This is a genomic window from Nocardia brasiliensis IFM 10847, from assembly GCF_000710915.1.
In the GTDB taxonomy this organism is placed as follows: Bacteria; Actinomycetota; Actinomycetes; order Mycobacteriales; family Mycobacteriaceae; genus Nocardia; species Nocardia brasiliensis_A.
This window is the reverse complement of the sequence record NZ_BAUA01000167.1, coordinates 12,935-28,406: the sequence shown is the minus strand read 5'-3', so window position 1 is coordinate 28,406 and position 15,472 is coordinate 12,935. Positions and strand designations below refer to the sequence as shown.

The window sequence follows — 15,472 nt, the reverse complement described above, 5'->3', positions numbered from 1 at the left end:
AAGACCGCCCCAGCCTAACACCGGTCGGACGCGGACCTCGACGCCACCGCTCTGCTCTTCGACGGCCACCACCCGCTCGAGGCGGTCCCGCTGATCGGCGTCCACCTCGTGTGAGCTACGGCTCGATCACCACCAGCCGAGGATCGGTTGCAGTCGGCGGCCGAGTTCCGGTGCGAGCGAACGGGAATAGCTGGCGGTCAGGTGATGCTCGTCGTGGTAGATCAAGATGTTGCCCTCCGCGATCGGGCAGACCTCCGGTTCGCACACCGCGTCGGTGAGATCGAGCGGGAACACATTCGGATACGAGGCGGCGGGCGCGTCGGCCGGATCGACGGCGTCCAGCGCGTCCGCCCGTTTCATGCCGCAACTGATCCGGTCGCCGCCGTGCGCGAGGCAATCGATGCCGCGATAGCGAATCCCGTTGCGCCGCAGCCACGGCGTGTCCCGCATGGCGAGCAGGTTCAGGTTGCGCTCGGACAGCGCCGACCACACGTCGAGGTACTCCGGCGGCGTCTCGTCGCCGATATCGTCGCGCGGGCGGGTGCTGGTGGTGAAGACCCAGTCGGGACGGTCCACCCCGAGCCGGTCGAGCACGTCCCGGGACCAGTCGCGGCAATCCGGGTTCGGTTCCCCTTTGTAGCTCACCTCTTCGGCGATCGTCAGCGGGCAACCCATCTTCAGATACACCTCGACGCGGAACTGGTGTTGCTTCCCGAGCAGGTCGAGCGCGGGCACCCAGTGTTCGGCGTGCGAGCTGCCGGTCACCGCGATGGTCCGGGACGCCGCGACATCGCCGTAGCTACAGGTGATCACGTCCCGGGTCAGCCAGTCCGCGATGCACCCGTCGACGCTGGGATAGGCGGCCTCGGCGGGCGCCTCGAATACCGTCGGCCGCATCCGCGCGGCGGGCACCTCGGCACCCGAGGCCAGTGCTTCGGCCCCGGGATAGTGCAGCGGATCCAGCATCGCGGCGGGTTTCGGCGGATTCGCCCGGACCACGATGTGCCAGCCGAATCCGACGCCGACCACGCAAAAGCCCACCAGCGCAACGGCCACGCCGGCGGTCCGGCGATAGACCAGCGCGGCACGCGGCGCCGGCGCGCGCCCGGACCGCGTGCGCAACGGCTCTTCGATCAGATGGTGCGTGAGGTAGGCGAGGACCAGCGACACCACGATGACCAGCGCGCCGTCGGTCAGGCCGATCACGCTGGTCCCGCGCTCGGTGAGCACGAAGATCAGAATCGGCCAGTGCCACAGATACAGCGGGTAGGCGAGTTCGCCCAGCGCGACCATGGGACGGGTGGCGAGCACTTTGCTCGGCAACGGACGTGCCGCGGGCGGAACTCCGTTGCCCGCCATGATCAAAGCCGCGGCGGCGGCCACCGGAAACAGGGCGGCCGGGCCGGGGAAAGAATTCGCGCCGTCGAACAGGAGCCCGCACAGCAATACCGCAGCGGTCCCGAACGCGGCGAGCAGCAGGCGCACCCAGCGACGCGCACGCAACCACGGCACGGCGATCGCGAGCAGACCGCCGGCCAGCAGTTCCCAGGCCCGCGCGCCGCTGTCGTAGTAGTTCCAGCCCTGCCGGTGCGCGACGCCCAGGGTGGCGTAGACCAGCGACATCGCCGCGAGCCCGCCCAGCACCGACGCCAGCACCACGCGTAAGTGCGCGGCGTGCCCGAAGGTGCGGCATGCCGCCGCCACCAGCGCGATCACCAACAGAATCGCCAGATAGAACTGGGTCTGCACCGACATCGACCACAGATGTTGCAGCGGACTCACCGACGGATCCGCGGCGAGGTAGTCCGCCCACGAGAGCGCCAGATCCCAATTCTGGTAGTACAGCACCGAGGCCAGCGTCTGGTCGGCGATATCGGACCACTGGGTGTAGGGCCGCAGCACGACGGTGGCCACCAGCACCGCCGCCAGCACCACCAGCAGCGCGGGATACAACCGCCGCGCGGTCCGGCGCACCGTCCACACCACGCCGAGCGCGCCGGACTCCGCGCGGCGCAACACCATTGCGGTGAAGAAGAATCCCGACAGCACCAGGAATACGTCGACCCCGCCCGACACCTTCCCGAACCACACGTGGAACACCACGACCAGCGCGATCGCCACGCCGCGCAGTCCGTCGAGGTCACGGCGGTAACGCGGGTCGTCGGCGCGGGCGGGTGCGGGTTGCGCCGACTCGACCCGCGGCGTACCGGTGACCGTAGGCGCTGCTTCGGATTCCGTCATCGGCGCCGCGCGTACCGCTGCGAGGCCGGCGCTGCCGGTCCGGGCGAATCAAATATGCGACGCACCCTATTCTCCTATCACGTCGGTCGGACTCCGGTCATATCCGCGATAGCGACGAGTGTGCCCATCGTCTCATTCGCGCGGTGCCAAACGTAGCCTGCCGGAACCATTGATTTGCGAGTTGTTAACTCTACGGCGGTATCGTCCGCACATATGAGTCGTCGACAGGCGTGCACGTGGCTGTTTCTCACCGCGGTAACCGTCGGCGCCGCTTGGCTTTTGGGCAAGGTCGGCTTTCCCGCGCCACAGATGATCCTCGCGTTGCTGGTCGGCGCGGTGCTGGCGCTGATCGGCAGACTGCCCGCGCCACTGCCCGCGAATGTGTCGCTCGGCACGCAGGCGATGCTCGGCGTGTTGATGGGGAGCTATCTACAGGTCAAGCTGCTCGCCCGGATCGGCTGGGCGATCGTGCCGGTCACCGCGGTCGCCGCGGGGAGTCTGGCCGCCAGTTGCGCGGCGGCCTATGTGTTCGCTCGAGTGACCAAGGTAGACCTCGCCACCTCGACGCTGGGCATGATCGCCGGCGGTTCCGCGGCCGTGGTGGCCGCGGCCGACGAAGCGGGCGCGGATTCCCGGATCGTCGCGTTCATGCAGTATCTGCGGGTCGGAATCGTCGTGCTGACCGCGCCGCTGGTCGCCACCTTGATCCGGGACGGCGATCTCACCGCCGACGGCCCGCACCTCGACGGGCACGCGGCGGTCGACGCGGCCCTGCCGGGCTGGGTGATGGTCGGGCGCGGCGACCAGGTGGCCGGACTATCGATCGCGATCGTGCTGGCCATCGCCGGCATCTGGCTCGGTCGCCGATTGCGCCTGCCCAACGCACCGCTGATCGGCCCGATGCTGATCACCGCGGTGCTCACCACCACGGGCGTGACACACGGGTTCGCGCCGACCAACCTGTTCCGGGATGTGCTGTTCGTGCTCATCGGCTTCGAGGTCGGCGCGCGCTTCACCAAACCGGTGGTGCGACAGATGTTCCGACTGATCCCGGCGATGGTGGCGGCCATCGTCGCGTTGTGCGCGATCGTCGGCGGGGTCGCGGCGGTGGTCTCGGTCCTGGCCGGTCTGGAGTATTCCGACGTCTACCTGGCCACCACACCGGGTGGCATCAATGCCGTGCTCGGCATCGCGGAGTCGTTGAACAGCGACCTCACGCTCATCGCCGGCGCGCAAAGCCTGCGCCTGTTCGCGATGGTGCTGGCGCTGCCGCTGGTTCTGCGGCTGCTGCGGGACCGGGAGCCGCGCGCCGAGCCGGAGGCCGGATGCCCGGTCACCGCCGAGGCGAATGCGACGGTGCCCGAGCAGCGCTGAACGTCACGCCTCAGCTGACCTTCGCGGACCGCCGGATCGCCGCGGCCAGATCCTCCAGCAGCGGTGCGGCGCCCGCAGGCGAGAACCGGAACACCGGCTGCCAGTCGGCGACCTGACCCGCGCGCACCGCGGGCAGGCTGCGCCACACCGGATTCGCGTTGAGCGCGTCCAGGGACAGTGCGGCCGCGCGGCGATCGAGCAGGATCAGATCGGCGGGATATTTGTCGGTGCGTTCCCAGCTCAGCTCCTCGAAGAAGCCGTCACCCGCGACATTGTCGGGCACCACCATGTCCACGCCGAGTTCCGCGAAGTAGCTCAGATCGGCCGAGACCCGCGGGTCGGACACGTAGAAGATGCCGGGCGCGGCCGAGGCCGCCAGCACGCGCAGGCCCGGACGCTGGGCCAGCGCGTCGCGGACCGCCTGTACCGCGGCGTCGAAACGAGCCTTGGCCTGCGCCGGCCGGGGTGCGTTCAGATCCGCGCCCAGCGCCGTGGCCAACTCGCCGTAGCGGGTGATCAGCTGCGGCAACGTCTTGCGAGCGATTCGCACCGCGACGACGTTCGGGTTGATCGCCAGGATCTTGTCCTTGCTCGAATCCGGCACGTACCAGAGCCGATCCGGCACGTATTCGTCGGTGATCAGCAGGTCGGGTTCGAGGCTCGCGTATTTCTCCAGATTGAAATCGCCCCAATTGTTGCCGAGGACGGTCACCTTGCCTACGTCCAGGTCGCCGGCCAGCGCGGAAGCCTGTCCGGTAGGGGTCACCGCTTCGCCGAACACGCCGACGACCCGATCCTGCAGGCCGTAATCGGCCAGCAGCCCGGCCGAACCGCCGAAGGCGACGATCCGGCTCGGAATGCCGTCGGTGCGGACCGTACTACCGCGATCGTCGGTGAAGCTCCAGCTGCCGCCTGCCGCGGACGGATCGTCCGCGGGCGACCGGCCGGTGCACGCGGTGACGACGGCACCGAGTCCGGCTGCGCAAGCGGTGGCGAGCAGACTGCGGCGGGATAGCTGGATTGTGTCCATGAGGGCCATTAGAACATATCGGTTAGGCAAGCCTTACCTGGATCAAGAGCCCAAGCGGCCCGTTCCCAGCGCGCAACTGGGGAAGTCGCCACTAGGGCAGGTTGAACTGGACATGTGACCATCAGGCATGCGCACTGCGATGAAACGGACACTGGCCACGGCACGAACGCGCGGCCGACGATGGGTGGCCGGTGCCGCCGTCGCGATGATCGGATGTTCGACGTTGGTCGGCCTTCCCGCGCAAGCCGCGCCCGCCCCGGATGCACCGGCGCTCAGCCGGATTCAAGCCGAAGGCGCATACCTCGTCGACGCGCAGGGCCGAAAAGTGTTGCTGCACGGCGTCAACAACGTCGACAAAGACGCGCCGTACGTCGAGCCGGGCGACGGTTTCACCGTGACCGACGAAGACGCCGCCCTGCTCGCCCGCCACGGGTTCAACACGGTGCGGCTCGGCGTGAACTTCGCGGGGCTGATGCCCACCCGCGGCGTGGTCGACACCGCCTATCTCGACCGGGTGGCGAAGGTCGTCGATACCCTTGCGGCACATGGCATCTACACCTTGCTCGACAACCATCAGGACGGACTGTCGAAGATCTGGGGCGGCAACGGTTTCCCGGAGTGGTCGCTGCGTGCCCGCCCGGGCAAGCTGGAACCGAATCCCGGTTTCCCGCTGTACTACCTGATGCCGAGCATGAACCGTGGCTGGGACGAGGTGTGGGACAACAGCAACGGCGTGCTGGACCAGCTCGGCGCCGCGCTCGCCGCGTTGGCGGAGAAGGTCAAGGGCCGCACCGGCGTCCTCGGCCTCGAATTGCTGAACGAGCCGTGGCCCGGTTCGCCCTTCCTCAGTTGTTTTCCGGACGGCTGCCCCCGCTTCGACACCAAATACCAAGCGGCGATGCAGAAGCTGACCGATGCGGTGCGGGCCCGCAACGCCGACCTGCCTATTTTCTGGGAACCGAATGTGACCTGGAACGAGACGATGCCCTCGCATCTGGGCAAGAATCCGCCGATCACCTCGCCCGATATCGTGTTCGCGCCGCACGATTACTGCATCCCGAGCCAGCTGGCGATCTATCTCGGACTGCCCGAGGAATTGCGCGGGGTGTGCCCGGTGCAGCAGGACAAGACCTGGGGCAATATCGACTCCTTCGCCCAGCGCACCGGAATCCCTACGCTGGTCACCGAATTCGGTGACGGGGACGCCACCGTGCTGCGCAACACGCTCACCCGGGCCGACGAGCGATTCATCGGCTGGCACTACTGGCACTACGCGTCCCGCTTCGGGCAGGGCGGTCCGAAACCCGACCCGTTCCTCGGCGAGATCGGACGCGACCTGGTGCGCACCTATCCCCGCGCGACCGCGGGCACCCCGCAACGCCCGCAATTCGACCCCGCCACCGGGGATTTCGCCTACCGCTACACGCCGCAGGCACTGTCCGCGCCCACCGAGATCTACGTGTCCGACCTGCACTATCCGAACGGCTACGAGGTCCGCGTCGAGGGCGGGAAAGTCACCTCGGCGGCCGGCGCACGGATCGTCACCGTCGAAGCGACCGGCTCGGCCCCGGTCACGGTGCAGATCCATCGGCCCGGGTCGAAAGGGGCCACGGTGCCGGCCGGACCGATCAGCGGCACGCCCTGACCGGTCCCGGTCGGTCACTCCTCCCGGTCGAAGTCGGCGACTCCGCGCTTCCAATACCCGGCGATCAGGAAATCCTGCGGACCGACGCCGAGTTCGGTGCGCACCCAGCGCCGGATCGGACGCAGACAGCCTGCCTCAGCCGCCATCCACACGTAGATCCGTTGTCCGGCAAGCGGTTCCACAGTGCGAATCGCCCGCTCCAGTGCGTCGCTCTGCCCGGGTGCCGCCGCACCGCGATGCACCCACCGCACCCGCATCCCGGCCGGAGCCGTCAGCGGGATCTCCTCGTCGGGCCCGCCCACCTCGATGAACGCCCAGCCGGACGCCTCGTCCGGCAGCCATTCGAGCCAGCGGGCGATGGCGGGAAGCGCGGTGATGTCTCCGGCGAACAGATACCGGTCGTAGTTCGCCGGCACCACCACGCCGCCCGGCGGGCCCGCGAGATGGATGCGGGCGCCCGGCCGCACCGTTTCCGCCCAAGCCGAGGCGAGACCACCGGGATGGATCGCGAAATCGATGTCCAGCTCACCGTTCTCGGCGTCGTAGCGGCGCACCGTGTACTCCCGCGACACCGGTCGCGGGTTGCCCCATTCCAGGGACAGCCCGTCCCGGCGCGGCAGGTGCAATTGCCCCGCCGCGTCCGGAAAGATCAGGCGCACATGCTCGTCCGGCACATAGCTGTGGAACCCGGCCAGCTCCGGGCCGCCGAAGGTGATCCGCAGCAAGCCGGAACCGACCGGCGCACGGCGCAATACCTCGAGCTCGCGCAAGCCGATGGGATAGCCCACCTTCGCGCCGTACGACCCGGCCAGTACCTCCACGATGCGTTCGGCGTATGCGGCCCGATCCATCAGTCGTCCTTCTTGCCGGACAGCGAACCCGCGTAGGTCACTTGAAGCGCGCCTCGAGCAGGTCGAGAGTGTTCATGGCGTTGCGGTAGTCCGGACGCTGGCTGGTCGGCGGCAGTTCGTAGACCTGGCCCGACTGGAACGCGGGCAGCTTGGCCATCAGCGGATCCTGCTTCAGCTGATCGACCGTGCGGCCGCCGTCGAGCTGCACCACGATCACCGCGGGCGCGTCGACCACCGTGGTCAGCAGTTCCTGGCTGAACGCTACCCAGTCCGCGGCCGCGGCCCGGGTCGGGTTGCCCGCCTTGGCTTCCACCTGGTTGTCGATGGTGAAGCCGACGTCGGTGAGCAGCGTGGCCAGCGGCGTGCCGGGGGCGATCACCGACGGCTTCAAGTCCTTACGCGACTGGAAGACGGCCACCGCGCCCTGCGGCGGCTTGATCGCGGACCTGACCTTCGCGACCCGGTCCCGGTAGGCGGTGATCAGCGCGTCCACCTTGTCGGCCCGGCCGATGGTCTCGGCCACCACCTTCAGCTGGTCCTGCCAGTTGTCGAGGGTGGTCGGCACCAGCACGGTCGGCGCGATGGCGGAGAGCTGGTCGTAGGCCCGCAACGACTGCTGACCGGGGTACCCCTGCCCGCCGCCGATGATCAGATCCGGCTGCTGGGCCGCGATGAACTCGAGGTTGATGTCGTCGCCGGACGGAAGCAGCGCGGTCCCTTGTCTTTTGGCGTCCGCGTCCCAGGCGGCCGGGAACGCGCCCGGCTGCAACGTGACGCCGAGGACCCGCGGATCGGCGGCTTTGACGTTGGCGCCGAGGTCGAAGAGGTAACCGGCGAGCGCGCCGTTGACGACCGCGATGCGCTGCGGTTCGGCCGGCACCGTCACCGCGCCGCGCTCGGTCTGCACCTGCCGGGTGGCGGACTTGTCCGGGGCGTCCGAACCGGAACTGCTGCAACCGGCCACCGCGACCAGCGCGAGGATCAGTAGGGCGACGGCGGCGCGCAGGCGGGCCGTCATTCGGGACAACGTCATGAATCGGTGTTCCTTCTTCTCTCGGTGGTGGGCAAGCTCGTACTCGTCTCAGCCGACGCGGGCGGCATTCTCGGCAAGCGGAATGACCAGTGGCGCACCGGTTTCCGGATCATCGATGATCCGGCACCCGAGATCGAAGACCTCGCGCACCAATTCGGCGGTGACGATCTGCTTCGGCGGGCCGGCCGCGACCACCCGGCCGTCCTTCATCGCGATGAGATGGCCCGCGTAGCGGAAGGCGTGGTTCAGGTCGTGCAGGACGGCGACCACGGTGCGGCCGGAGTCGCGGTGCAGCGCCCGGCACAGGTCGAGCAGGTGGATCTGGTGCGCGATATCGAGGTAGGTGGTCGGTTCGTCGAGCAGGATCACCGGGGTGTCCTGCGCGAGCACCATGGCGATCCACACGCGCTGGCGCTGCCCGCCGGACAGCTCGTCGACCGGGCGCGCCGACAATTCGGCGACACCGGTCGCGGCCATGGCCGCCGCCACCGCGTCCGCGTCGGCCTGTGACCACTGGCGCAGCAACGACTGATGCGGGTACCGGCCGCGTGCGACCAGATCGGCGACCCGAATACCGTCCGGCGCGATGGAGCTCTGCGGCAGCAGGCCGATCCGGCGAGCCACCTCCTTCGCCGGATAGGTGGCGATGGACTTGCCGTCCAGCAGCACCGCCCCGGATTCGGGGGCGAGCAGGCGGGCCAGGGCGCGCAGCAGCGTGGACTTGCCGCACGCGTTCGGTCCGATCACGACGGTGAACTCCCCGTCCGGCACGTCGACGGACAGCTGGTCGCTGATCGTGCGCCCGCGGTAACCCAGGCGCACCCGATCGGCCCGCAGCGCAGCCTGTTTCGCGGCGTCGACGTCCCGATTCACCGGGGCGCCGTTATTTTCGCTCATCTTCGCTTCCTCAGTTCCTGCACCCGGCACTAGGTCCGCCGTGCCTCGGTCACCAGCAGGTACGCCAGATACAGGCCGCCGATCGAGACGGTGACCACGCCGACGGGCAGCTGCGTCGGCGCGAACGCGCGCTGCGCGACCCAGTCACCGGCGATCAGCAGCAGCGCACCCATCGCCGCGGCCGGCGCGAGGGCGGTCGACGGACTGCGGGCCAACCGGCGGCCCAATTGCGGTGCGGCGAGGGCGACGAACGCGATCGGCCCCGCGACCGCGGTGGCGACCGCGGTCAGCGCGACGCTGAACACGATCAGCAGCAGCCGCGTCCGCCCGACCCGGACACCGAACGAGCTCGCCAGATCGTCCCCCAGTTCCAGGACGTGCAGGCGCGGCGCGGCCGGGATCACGAGCAGCACGAGCGCCCCCAGCAGGATGAGCGCGGGACCCACCTGCGGCCAGGACAATCCGTTCAGCGAACCCGCGCCCCAGGCCGCGGCCGACATCGCGGAATTCAGATCGGCGCGCAGGATGAGCCAGGTGTTCACCGAGGCCAGCATCGCGCTGACGCCGATACCGATGATGATCAACCGGAAGCCGGTGACGTTGTTGCGGAACGCGAGCAGCTGAATGACCAGGGCCGCCGCGAGACCGCCGATCAGCGCGCCGAGGGCGGTCTGGAAGTGGCCGCCGCCGACGGCGAGCAGCACCAGCAGCGCGCCGGTGTAGGCACCGGTGTTGAAACCGACGATATCGGGGCTGCCCAGCGGGTTTCGGGTCACCGACTGCAGGATCGCGCCGCTGAGGCCCAGCGCCGCACCCAGCGCCAGCGCCAGGACCACACGGGGAAAACGCCACTGCCACACCACGAGTCGATCGAATCGGTTGTCCCCGACCAGCAGCGCCCGCAGCACCCGGTCCGGCGGAATCACGTAATCGCCGGTGCCGAGGGCGAGTACGGCCACGGCGCACGCGGCGACCACCAGCACCACGCAGACCACGATGGTGCGCACGCTGATGCGCACGCCGAACCCGCGCGGGGCGCGTAGCACCACCATCGCGCGGCCGAAATCGATCGGAGCGCTCACGCGGCGCTCACCCGGTCGCGCCGGGCCAGCCAGATCAGCACCGGCGCACCGAGGAACGCGGTCACCAGGCCGGCGGGCACCTCGTCGGGCCGAATGATGATGCGGCCGAGCACATCCGAGCCGAGCACCAGGATCGGTGCGAGCAGCATCGAATAGGCGATGATCCAGCGCTGGTCCGGGCCGACGATCCAGCGCGCCACATGCGGCACCGCCAGCCCGACGAAGGTGATCGGCCCCACCGCCGCGGTCGCCGTGCCGCACAGCAGCGTCAGCGCCACCGCGGTGAGCAGCCGGGAACGCCCGACGTGCACGCCGAGCGAACGGGCGAGGTCGTCGCCGAGCGCGAGCGCGTTGAGCGAGCGGGCGGCGACCACCGCGGCGAGCAAGCCGACGACGATGAACGGCGCCGCACCCGCGATGACGTCGTAGCCGCGCCCGGTCAGCGAACCCGAGTCCCACTGCCGCCACTCCTCGAAGGCCTTGGGGTTCAACAGGATCAGGCCCTTGGTCAGCCCGGAGAGCACCGCGGTCACCGCGACGCCGGCCAGGGTCAGCCGGATCGGATCCGAACCCTGCCTGCCCGCGGTGCCCAGCCGGTACACCACCAGCGACACCAGGGCGGCCCCGGCGAAACCGAACCACACGTACGCCGTGATCTGGGTGACGCCCAGGAACGCGACCGCGAGCGTGATCGCGAAGGCCGCGCCCGCGTTGATGCCGAGCAGGCCGGGATCGGCCAGAGGGTTGCGGGTGAGTCCCTGCATCAGGCAGCCCGCGACGCCCAGCGCGAGCCCGGCGAGCAAGCCGAGCAGGGTGCGTGGCAGACGATATTCGGTCACGATCAGATGATCGGGCGAGCCGTCACCGCCCCAGAGCGCGGCCCAGACTTCCCCGAGCGGAATCGCTTTCGTGCCCACGATCAGGCTCAGCAGACACGCGGCAGCCAGCACCGCCGCCGCCAACAACCACCCTGACCAGCGCAGGGGCTGGTTGCTCGGCAGGTCCATCGGGCTCTATCTCCAGTGCGGTCGGGCAGCAATCAATGCAGCTTAGCCTTACCTACCTCCCCGAATGGAAATTGTCCGAATGAGACCTTCGCAACGCGGTCCCTGCGCCGGGCCGTCCGCTACGCGACGAGCGTGAGGTGGGCGCCCCGGATCCGGCTGGTCCCACCCGCACGGGTCAACAGGCGTGCGAGCGCATCGGCGACCTTATTCGGCTGCTCGAGAATCACCGAGTGCCCGGCGCCCTCGACCAGCACGAGATCGGAATACTCGACGGCCGCGGCCATCGCGACCGAATGCGCGGACGGGGTCATCAGATCGGCGGTGCCGCACAGCACCAGGGTGGGGATCTTCGAGAGCAGCGCGAGGGCGTCGGTCTGGTCGTAGACCATGAAGGCGCTCAGAAAGCTCGCCATCGTCACGATCGGCGTCTGATTGTGCATCGCGTTGGCCAGCGCGAGCACCCGCGGACTCACCTTGCGATCGCCGAATTCGGCGGCCCGGATCACCGGCGCGAACACCTTGCAGGCCACCAACTTCGCGCGCTGCATCAGCCGCGGCGCCCGCCGCACCGCGGCCTGGAAGACCGAGATCATCGGATTGCGCAGCAGGCGACCGAAACCCGCGTCGGCGAGCCCGCTGGCCGCGGTCGCGACGAGCGCGACCCCGGCGACGCGGGTGCCGATCACGTGCGGACGCTGACTGAGGTAGGTCAACACGGTCATGCCGCCCATCGAGTGACCGACCAGGACGACCGGGCCGTACGGCGCCACCGCGTCGAGCACCCGGCTCAGATCGTGGGCGAGCTGCTCGAGCCGGTAGGTCTGCCGGGGCGCGACCGCCGAGTCGCCGTGGCCACGATGGTCGTAGCAGACCACCCGGGCGCCGGCGTACCGGCGCAGCAGCGCGTCGCGCACATCGGTCCAGGACTCCGAGCGCAGGCAATGCCCGTGCACCAGTACCACGGTGAGTTCCGCCTGCCGCGGCCCGTACTCGTGCACCGCAAGGGCCACACCGTCTTCGGCCGCCACCGTGGCACGCCGCGCGGCCGGGACGGCGAAGGTGCTCGAGGTGCGCATCGGTCTCTCCGATTCGAGTAGGTGGTGACACGTCCTACTCTCCGCCGCGCCCGCCCCGCACAGCAGCACCCCGAGTGCTGGGGTCCGTTCCCCAAGGTGGCACAGACCCCCACCCAGGGTGCGGCGGACTCAGGTCAGGTGGTCGTGGTCGCCACGAACCCAGGAGACGTAGCGGGCGGCGGAGGTGCGGATGGTGGTGCGGGCGTCGGTGTCGAGCGTTTTGCCGAAGTTGTCGTAGAGGCGAGTGAACTCGAACTCCTCGACGACCTTGGTGACGCGCTCTACCACGTTGGGCGACAGGGGAATCCGGTTCGGATAGCTGCGCATGAACGCTACCGACTTGCGGTCCGGGTTGGCCTGGATGGTGTCCGCGCTGAACAGCACGCCCTGTCCGCCCGCGCCGGCCGCCCAGTGCGCGACCGCGCTGCCCGGGAAGTGCCCGCCGAGCTGACGCAGGGTCAGGCCGGGCAGCACTTCCAGCCGCCCCGACCACGGACGGATCACCGGGTCCGGGCGCGCGATCCATTCCAGATCGGGCTCGGCGACCAAGACCGGCACCCCGCCGAGCGCCCGGCTCCATTCCACCTGCACGCCGTAATGGTGCGGATGCGACGGCACGATGGCGACGACTTCGCCGAGTTCCCGGACCCGGCGCACGGCGTCCTCGTCGACGTAGCCGGTCACGTCCCACAGCAGGTTGCCCGCGGGCGTGCGCACCAGGTGCGCTTCCTGGCCGATGCCGACCTGGGGCTCGGCGGTCAAACCGAAGAGGTCCGGTTCGAGTTCACGCATCGCCACCTTGTGCCCCGCCGCGGCGAGGTCGGCCAACGTAGTCCACCGCTGACCGTCGGCGGGCATCCACTGCCGCTCGTCCGCACAGATACGGCAGAGCTGCGCCGCGGCGTCGTGCTCCACCGCGCAGGTCTGACAGATCTTCCACATATCGCCCTCGCTATCCGGTACACCCACCCCTGTTTCTACACAGCGGACGAATTCCGTGCAGCGAGTTCTGTGATCGCGGGGCGGTTCGGGTTCGGGTACGGCAGTGCGCACCTGCCGCACCCGAATCCGTCCTATGCGGTGCCGGCCTCGACCGGAACGGACTCCGACGACGCCGCAGGTTCCGGTGGCGCCGGTGTCTCGGTGCGCCCACGGGTCAGGATCGACACCACGATCGCCGCGACCACGCTGGTGGTCGCGATCAACGCGGCCACCCGTCCGGTCGCGTCGCCGACCGCACCCGACAGGTCCAGGTCGACGTTGCCGAAGGCCACGGTGGCCACCGCCGCGCCGATCGCGCCGCCCAGGTTGTGGAACGTCCACGAGGCGCCGACCGCGAAACCGGTGCGGGTCGGCTCGACCGACGAGATCGCGAGCACGGTCGCCGGGCCGAGCACCAGCGCCCAACCCGCGCCGAACAGCACCAGCGCGACCAGGAGCAGCGTCAACCCATCGTCGAACGCCGCCACGGCGATGCCGAGCCCGGCCACGGCCAGCAGCCCGAAACCCCACGGCAACAACGCATGTGGGCCGAAGCGATCGACGAACCGGCCCGCGACCGGGGACGAGAGCGCCAGCGTCCCACTGACCAGCAGCAGCAGGAAGCCCGCCTGCCGCACATCGAAATCCCGGCCCTGGGTGAGATAGGTCGGGATCACCAGCAGCGCGGACGCGTAGAACAACCCCAGCGCGAAGTCCGAGACGATCGCGGCGACGAATCGGCGCTTGCCGAACAAGGCGGGGTCGATCAGCGGATTCGCCGCGCGGCGTTCCACGACGATCCCGCCGGCGACCGCGGCGACGAGCACGACGGCCGCGACGATCACCCACGGCGACGAGAACCCGCGCAGGTCGCCGAGCACGAAGATGCCGACCGCCGAGACGACGGCGAAGGCGACCGCCGCCTGACCCGGCCAGTCGGTCCCGCCGGTCTTGTCCGGCACGCTCGGCGGCACCGCGAAGGCGATGGCGGCGAGCGCGGCCAAGCCCAGCGGCAGGTTGATCCAGAAGATCGACTGCCAGCCCAGGCTCGGCACCAGCAGGCCGCCGAGCACCGGCCCGATGGCCAGGCCGAGCCCGTTCACCGAGTACAGCCAGCCGATCGCCCTACCCCGATCCCCTTGCGGGAAAAGCGATTCCACCAGGGTCGAGGTGCTCGTGTACAGCACCGCGCAGGCCGCGCCCTGGACGAAGCGCGCGACGATCAGCGCACCGATCGACCACGCCGCGGCCGCGCCCACCGACGCGACCACGAACAGCGCGAGCCCGGACAACAGCACCCGCCGCCGCCCGAACCGGTCGGCGACCCGGCCCGCTGTCACCATGAACATCGACAGCGCCATCAGGAAAACGCCCAGCGTCAGTTCGGTATTCGACGGGCCCGCGTGCAGATCGTCGCCGATGGCGGGCAACGCGGTGGTGACGATCGTCAGGTCGATGCAGCCGAGGAACGACGCCACCGCGAGTCCGCCGAACCCGACCACCCGGCGCCGCGCGGGAATCTCGACGGTCGTCACTGCTCCTCCCCTGCCGCGCCGTGCAACGCCGACTTGCGCTTCTTGAAGCGCAAAGGGAGCCAAGCGACCCGGTCCGGATGCTGCGGCACGACGAACAGTTCGCGGGTACGCCCCATCGCCGCCGAGATGCGTTGCGGGTAGATCACGAAATCGAAGCCCTCGTGCGCCCACAGCGGCATGATGATCGGGCATTCTTCCAAAAGGTATGCGCGGCAGGCTTTCCGGACCGACTCCTGATCGACGTCGGGCTCCCGGCTGAGCCTGCGCTCGAGGAAGCGGTCGATGGTGCTGTCGATCGCGTGCCGGTACGGTTCGTCGGTCTCGTAGGCGTGCTCGACCGCGTCGTACAGGTCACCGTAGCGTGGATGCGACAGCGCGAAGTCCCAACGCAGCACGTTGGTGGGGCAGTCGATCTGGTCCAGCAGGGTACTGTTGCGCGCGATCCATTCGTCACCGGCGATGCGGGCCCGGGCATGCCGGTCGATATCGGTGCCGCCGCTGAGATTGTGCCGTTGCAGCGTGTCCGCGACGGCGATCGAGACCCGGCCGAAGTTCGACCTGTTGATCAGATCGATGGTGGCCGCGAGCTTTTCGCCCTCGTGATAGTCGGCACCGACGCTCACCAGCAGCACAGTGGAGCGGCCGTCGGTGGTGATGCCGTCGGACCGCAGATCGTAGGCGGCCTTGTGCGACGCGGAGAGCAGTGTGGTGGTGGTCATC

Annotated in this window: 13 protein-coding genes; 2 read left to right on the top strand and 11 right to left on the bottom strand. The window is 69.3% G+C overall.

The window, feature by feature from the left end:
- Positions 1 to 126 precede the first annotated feature (126 nt).
- Positions 127 to 2,241, bottom strand: a complete 2,115-nt coding sequence (locus NBRGI_RS32660) for an acyltransferase family protein (RefSeq protein WP_029901035.1) — start codon at positions 2,239 to 2,241, stop codon at positions 127 to 129.
- A 213-nt stretch (positions 2,242 to 2,454) separates the two neighbouring features.
- On the opposite strand from NBRGI_RS32660, the gene NBRGI_RS32655 reads away from it, so the two are divergent.
- Positions 2,455 to 3,615 (top strand): AbrB family transcriptional regulator, encoded by a 1,161-nt coding sequence (locus NBRGI_RS32655; RefSeq protein ID WP_081878328.1) that lies wholly within the window; start codon positions 2,455 to 2,457, stop codon positions 3,613 to 3,615.
- A gap of 10 nt (positions 3,616 to 3,625) precedes the next feature.
- Here the strand turns inward: NBRGI_RS32655 and NBRGI_RS32650 are convergent, their stop codons facing one another.
- A complete protein-coding gene (locus NBRGI_RS32650; RefSeq protein ID WP_235211172.1) occupies positions 3,626 to 4,645 on the bottom strand; it encodes an ABC transporter substrate-binding protein in 1,020 nt (339 codons plus the stop codon).
- Positions 4,646 to 4,784: 139 nt separating this feature from the next.
- Here NBRGI_RS32650 and NBRGI_RS32645 point away from each other — a divergent pair, with 139 nt between their 5' ends.
- Positions 4,785 to 6,290, top strand: coding sequence for an endoglycoceramidase I (locus tag NBRGI_RS32645; RefSeq protein ID WP_051728207.1), 1,506 nt, complete (start codon positions 4,785 to 4,787; stop codon positions 6,288 to 6,290).
- Positions 6,291 to 6,304: 14 nt separating this feature from the next.
- Here the strand turns inward: NBRGI_RS32645 and NBRGI_RS32640 are convergent, their stop codons facing one another.
- The 9 genes from NBRGI_RS32640 to NBRGI_RS32600 all read right to left on the bottom strand — a co-directional run bounded on the left by NBRGI_RS32640 (position 6,305) and on the right by NBRGI_RS32600 (position 15,471).
- Entirely contained in the window at positions 6,305 to 7,141 is an 837-nt protein-coding gene (locus NBRGI_RS32640) for a siderophore-interacting protein (protein ID WP_029901031.1), read from the bottom strand.
- Positions 7,142 to 7,178: 37 nt separating this feature from the next.
- Entirely contained in the window at positions 7,179 to 8,174 is a 996-nt protein-coding gene (locus NBRGI_RS32635) for a Fe2+-enterobactin ABC transporter substrate-binding protein (protein ID WP_029901030.1), read from the bottom strand.
- A gap of 48 nt (positions 8,175 to 8,222) precedes the next feature.
- Complete coding sequence (locus tag NBRGI_RS32630; RefSeq protein WP_081878327.1) at positions 8,223 to 9,071, bottom strand: ABC transporter ATP-binding protein; 849 nt, start codon at positions 9,069 to 9,071, stop codon at positions 8,223 to 8,225.
- 29 nt (positions 9,072 to 9,100) lie between these two features.
- Positions 9,101 to 10,123 carry a FecCD family ABC transporter permease gene (locus NBRGI_RS32625; RefSeq protein ID WP_029901028.1) on the bottom strand — a complete coding sequence of 341 codons (1,023 nt, stop codon included), beginning with the start codon at positions 10,121 to 10,123 and terminating at the stop codon, positions 9,101 to 9,103.
- A gap of 26 nt (positions 10,124 to 10,149) precedes the next feature.
- Positions 10,150 to 11,160: a FecCD family ABC transporter permease gene (locus NBRGI_RS32620; protein ID WP_051728205.1), complete on the bottom strand. Its 1,011-nt coding sequence runs from the start codon at positions 11,158 to 11,160 to the stop codon at positions 10,150 to 10,152.
- Between the two features lie 119 nt (positions 11,161 to 11,279).
- On the bottom strand, positions 11,280 to 12,236 hold the full coding sequence (locus tag NBRGI_RS32615) for an alpha/beta fold hydrolase (RefSeq protein ID WP_029901026.1): 957 nt from the start codon (positions 12,234 to 12,236) through the stop codon (positions 11,280 to 11,282).
- Between the two features lie 129 nt (positions 12,237 to 12,365).
- A complete protein-coding gene (locus tag NBRGI_RS32610) occupies positions 12,366 to 13,178 on the bottom strand; it encodes an MBL fold metallo-hydrolase (protein WP_029901025.1) in 813 nt (270 codons plus the stop codon).
- A 131-nt stretch (positions 13,179 to 13,309) separates the two neighbouring features.
- The gene (locus NBRGI_RS32605) at positions 13,310 to 14,752 is read right to left on the bottom strand and encodes an MFS transporter (RefSeq protein WP_036561761.1); all 1,443 of its coding nucleotides are present in this window, start codon (positions 14,750 to 14,752) and stop codon (positions 13,310 to 13,312) included.
- Entirely contained in the window at positions 14,749 to 15,471 is a 723-nt protein-coding gene (locus tag NBRGI_RS32600) for a tRNA-dependent cyclodipeptide synthase (RefSeq protein WP_036561759.1), read from the bottom strand. The genes NBRGI_RS32605 and NBRGI_RS32600 overlap by 4 nt, the downstream gene beginning before the upstream one ends.
- Between the last annotated feature and the right edge of the window lies 1 nt (position 15,472).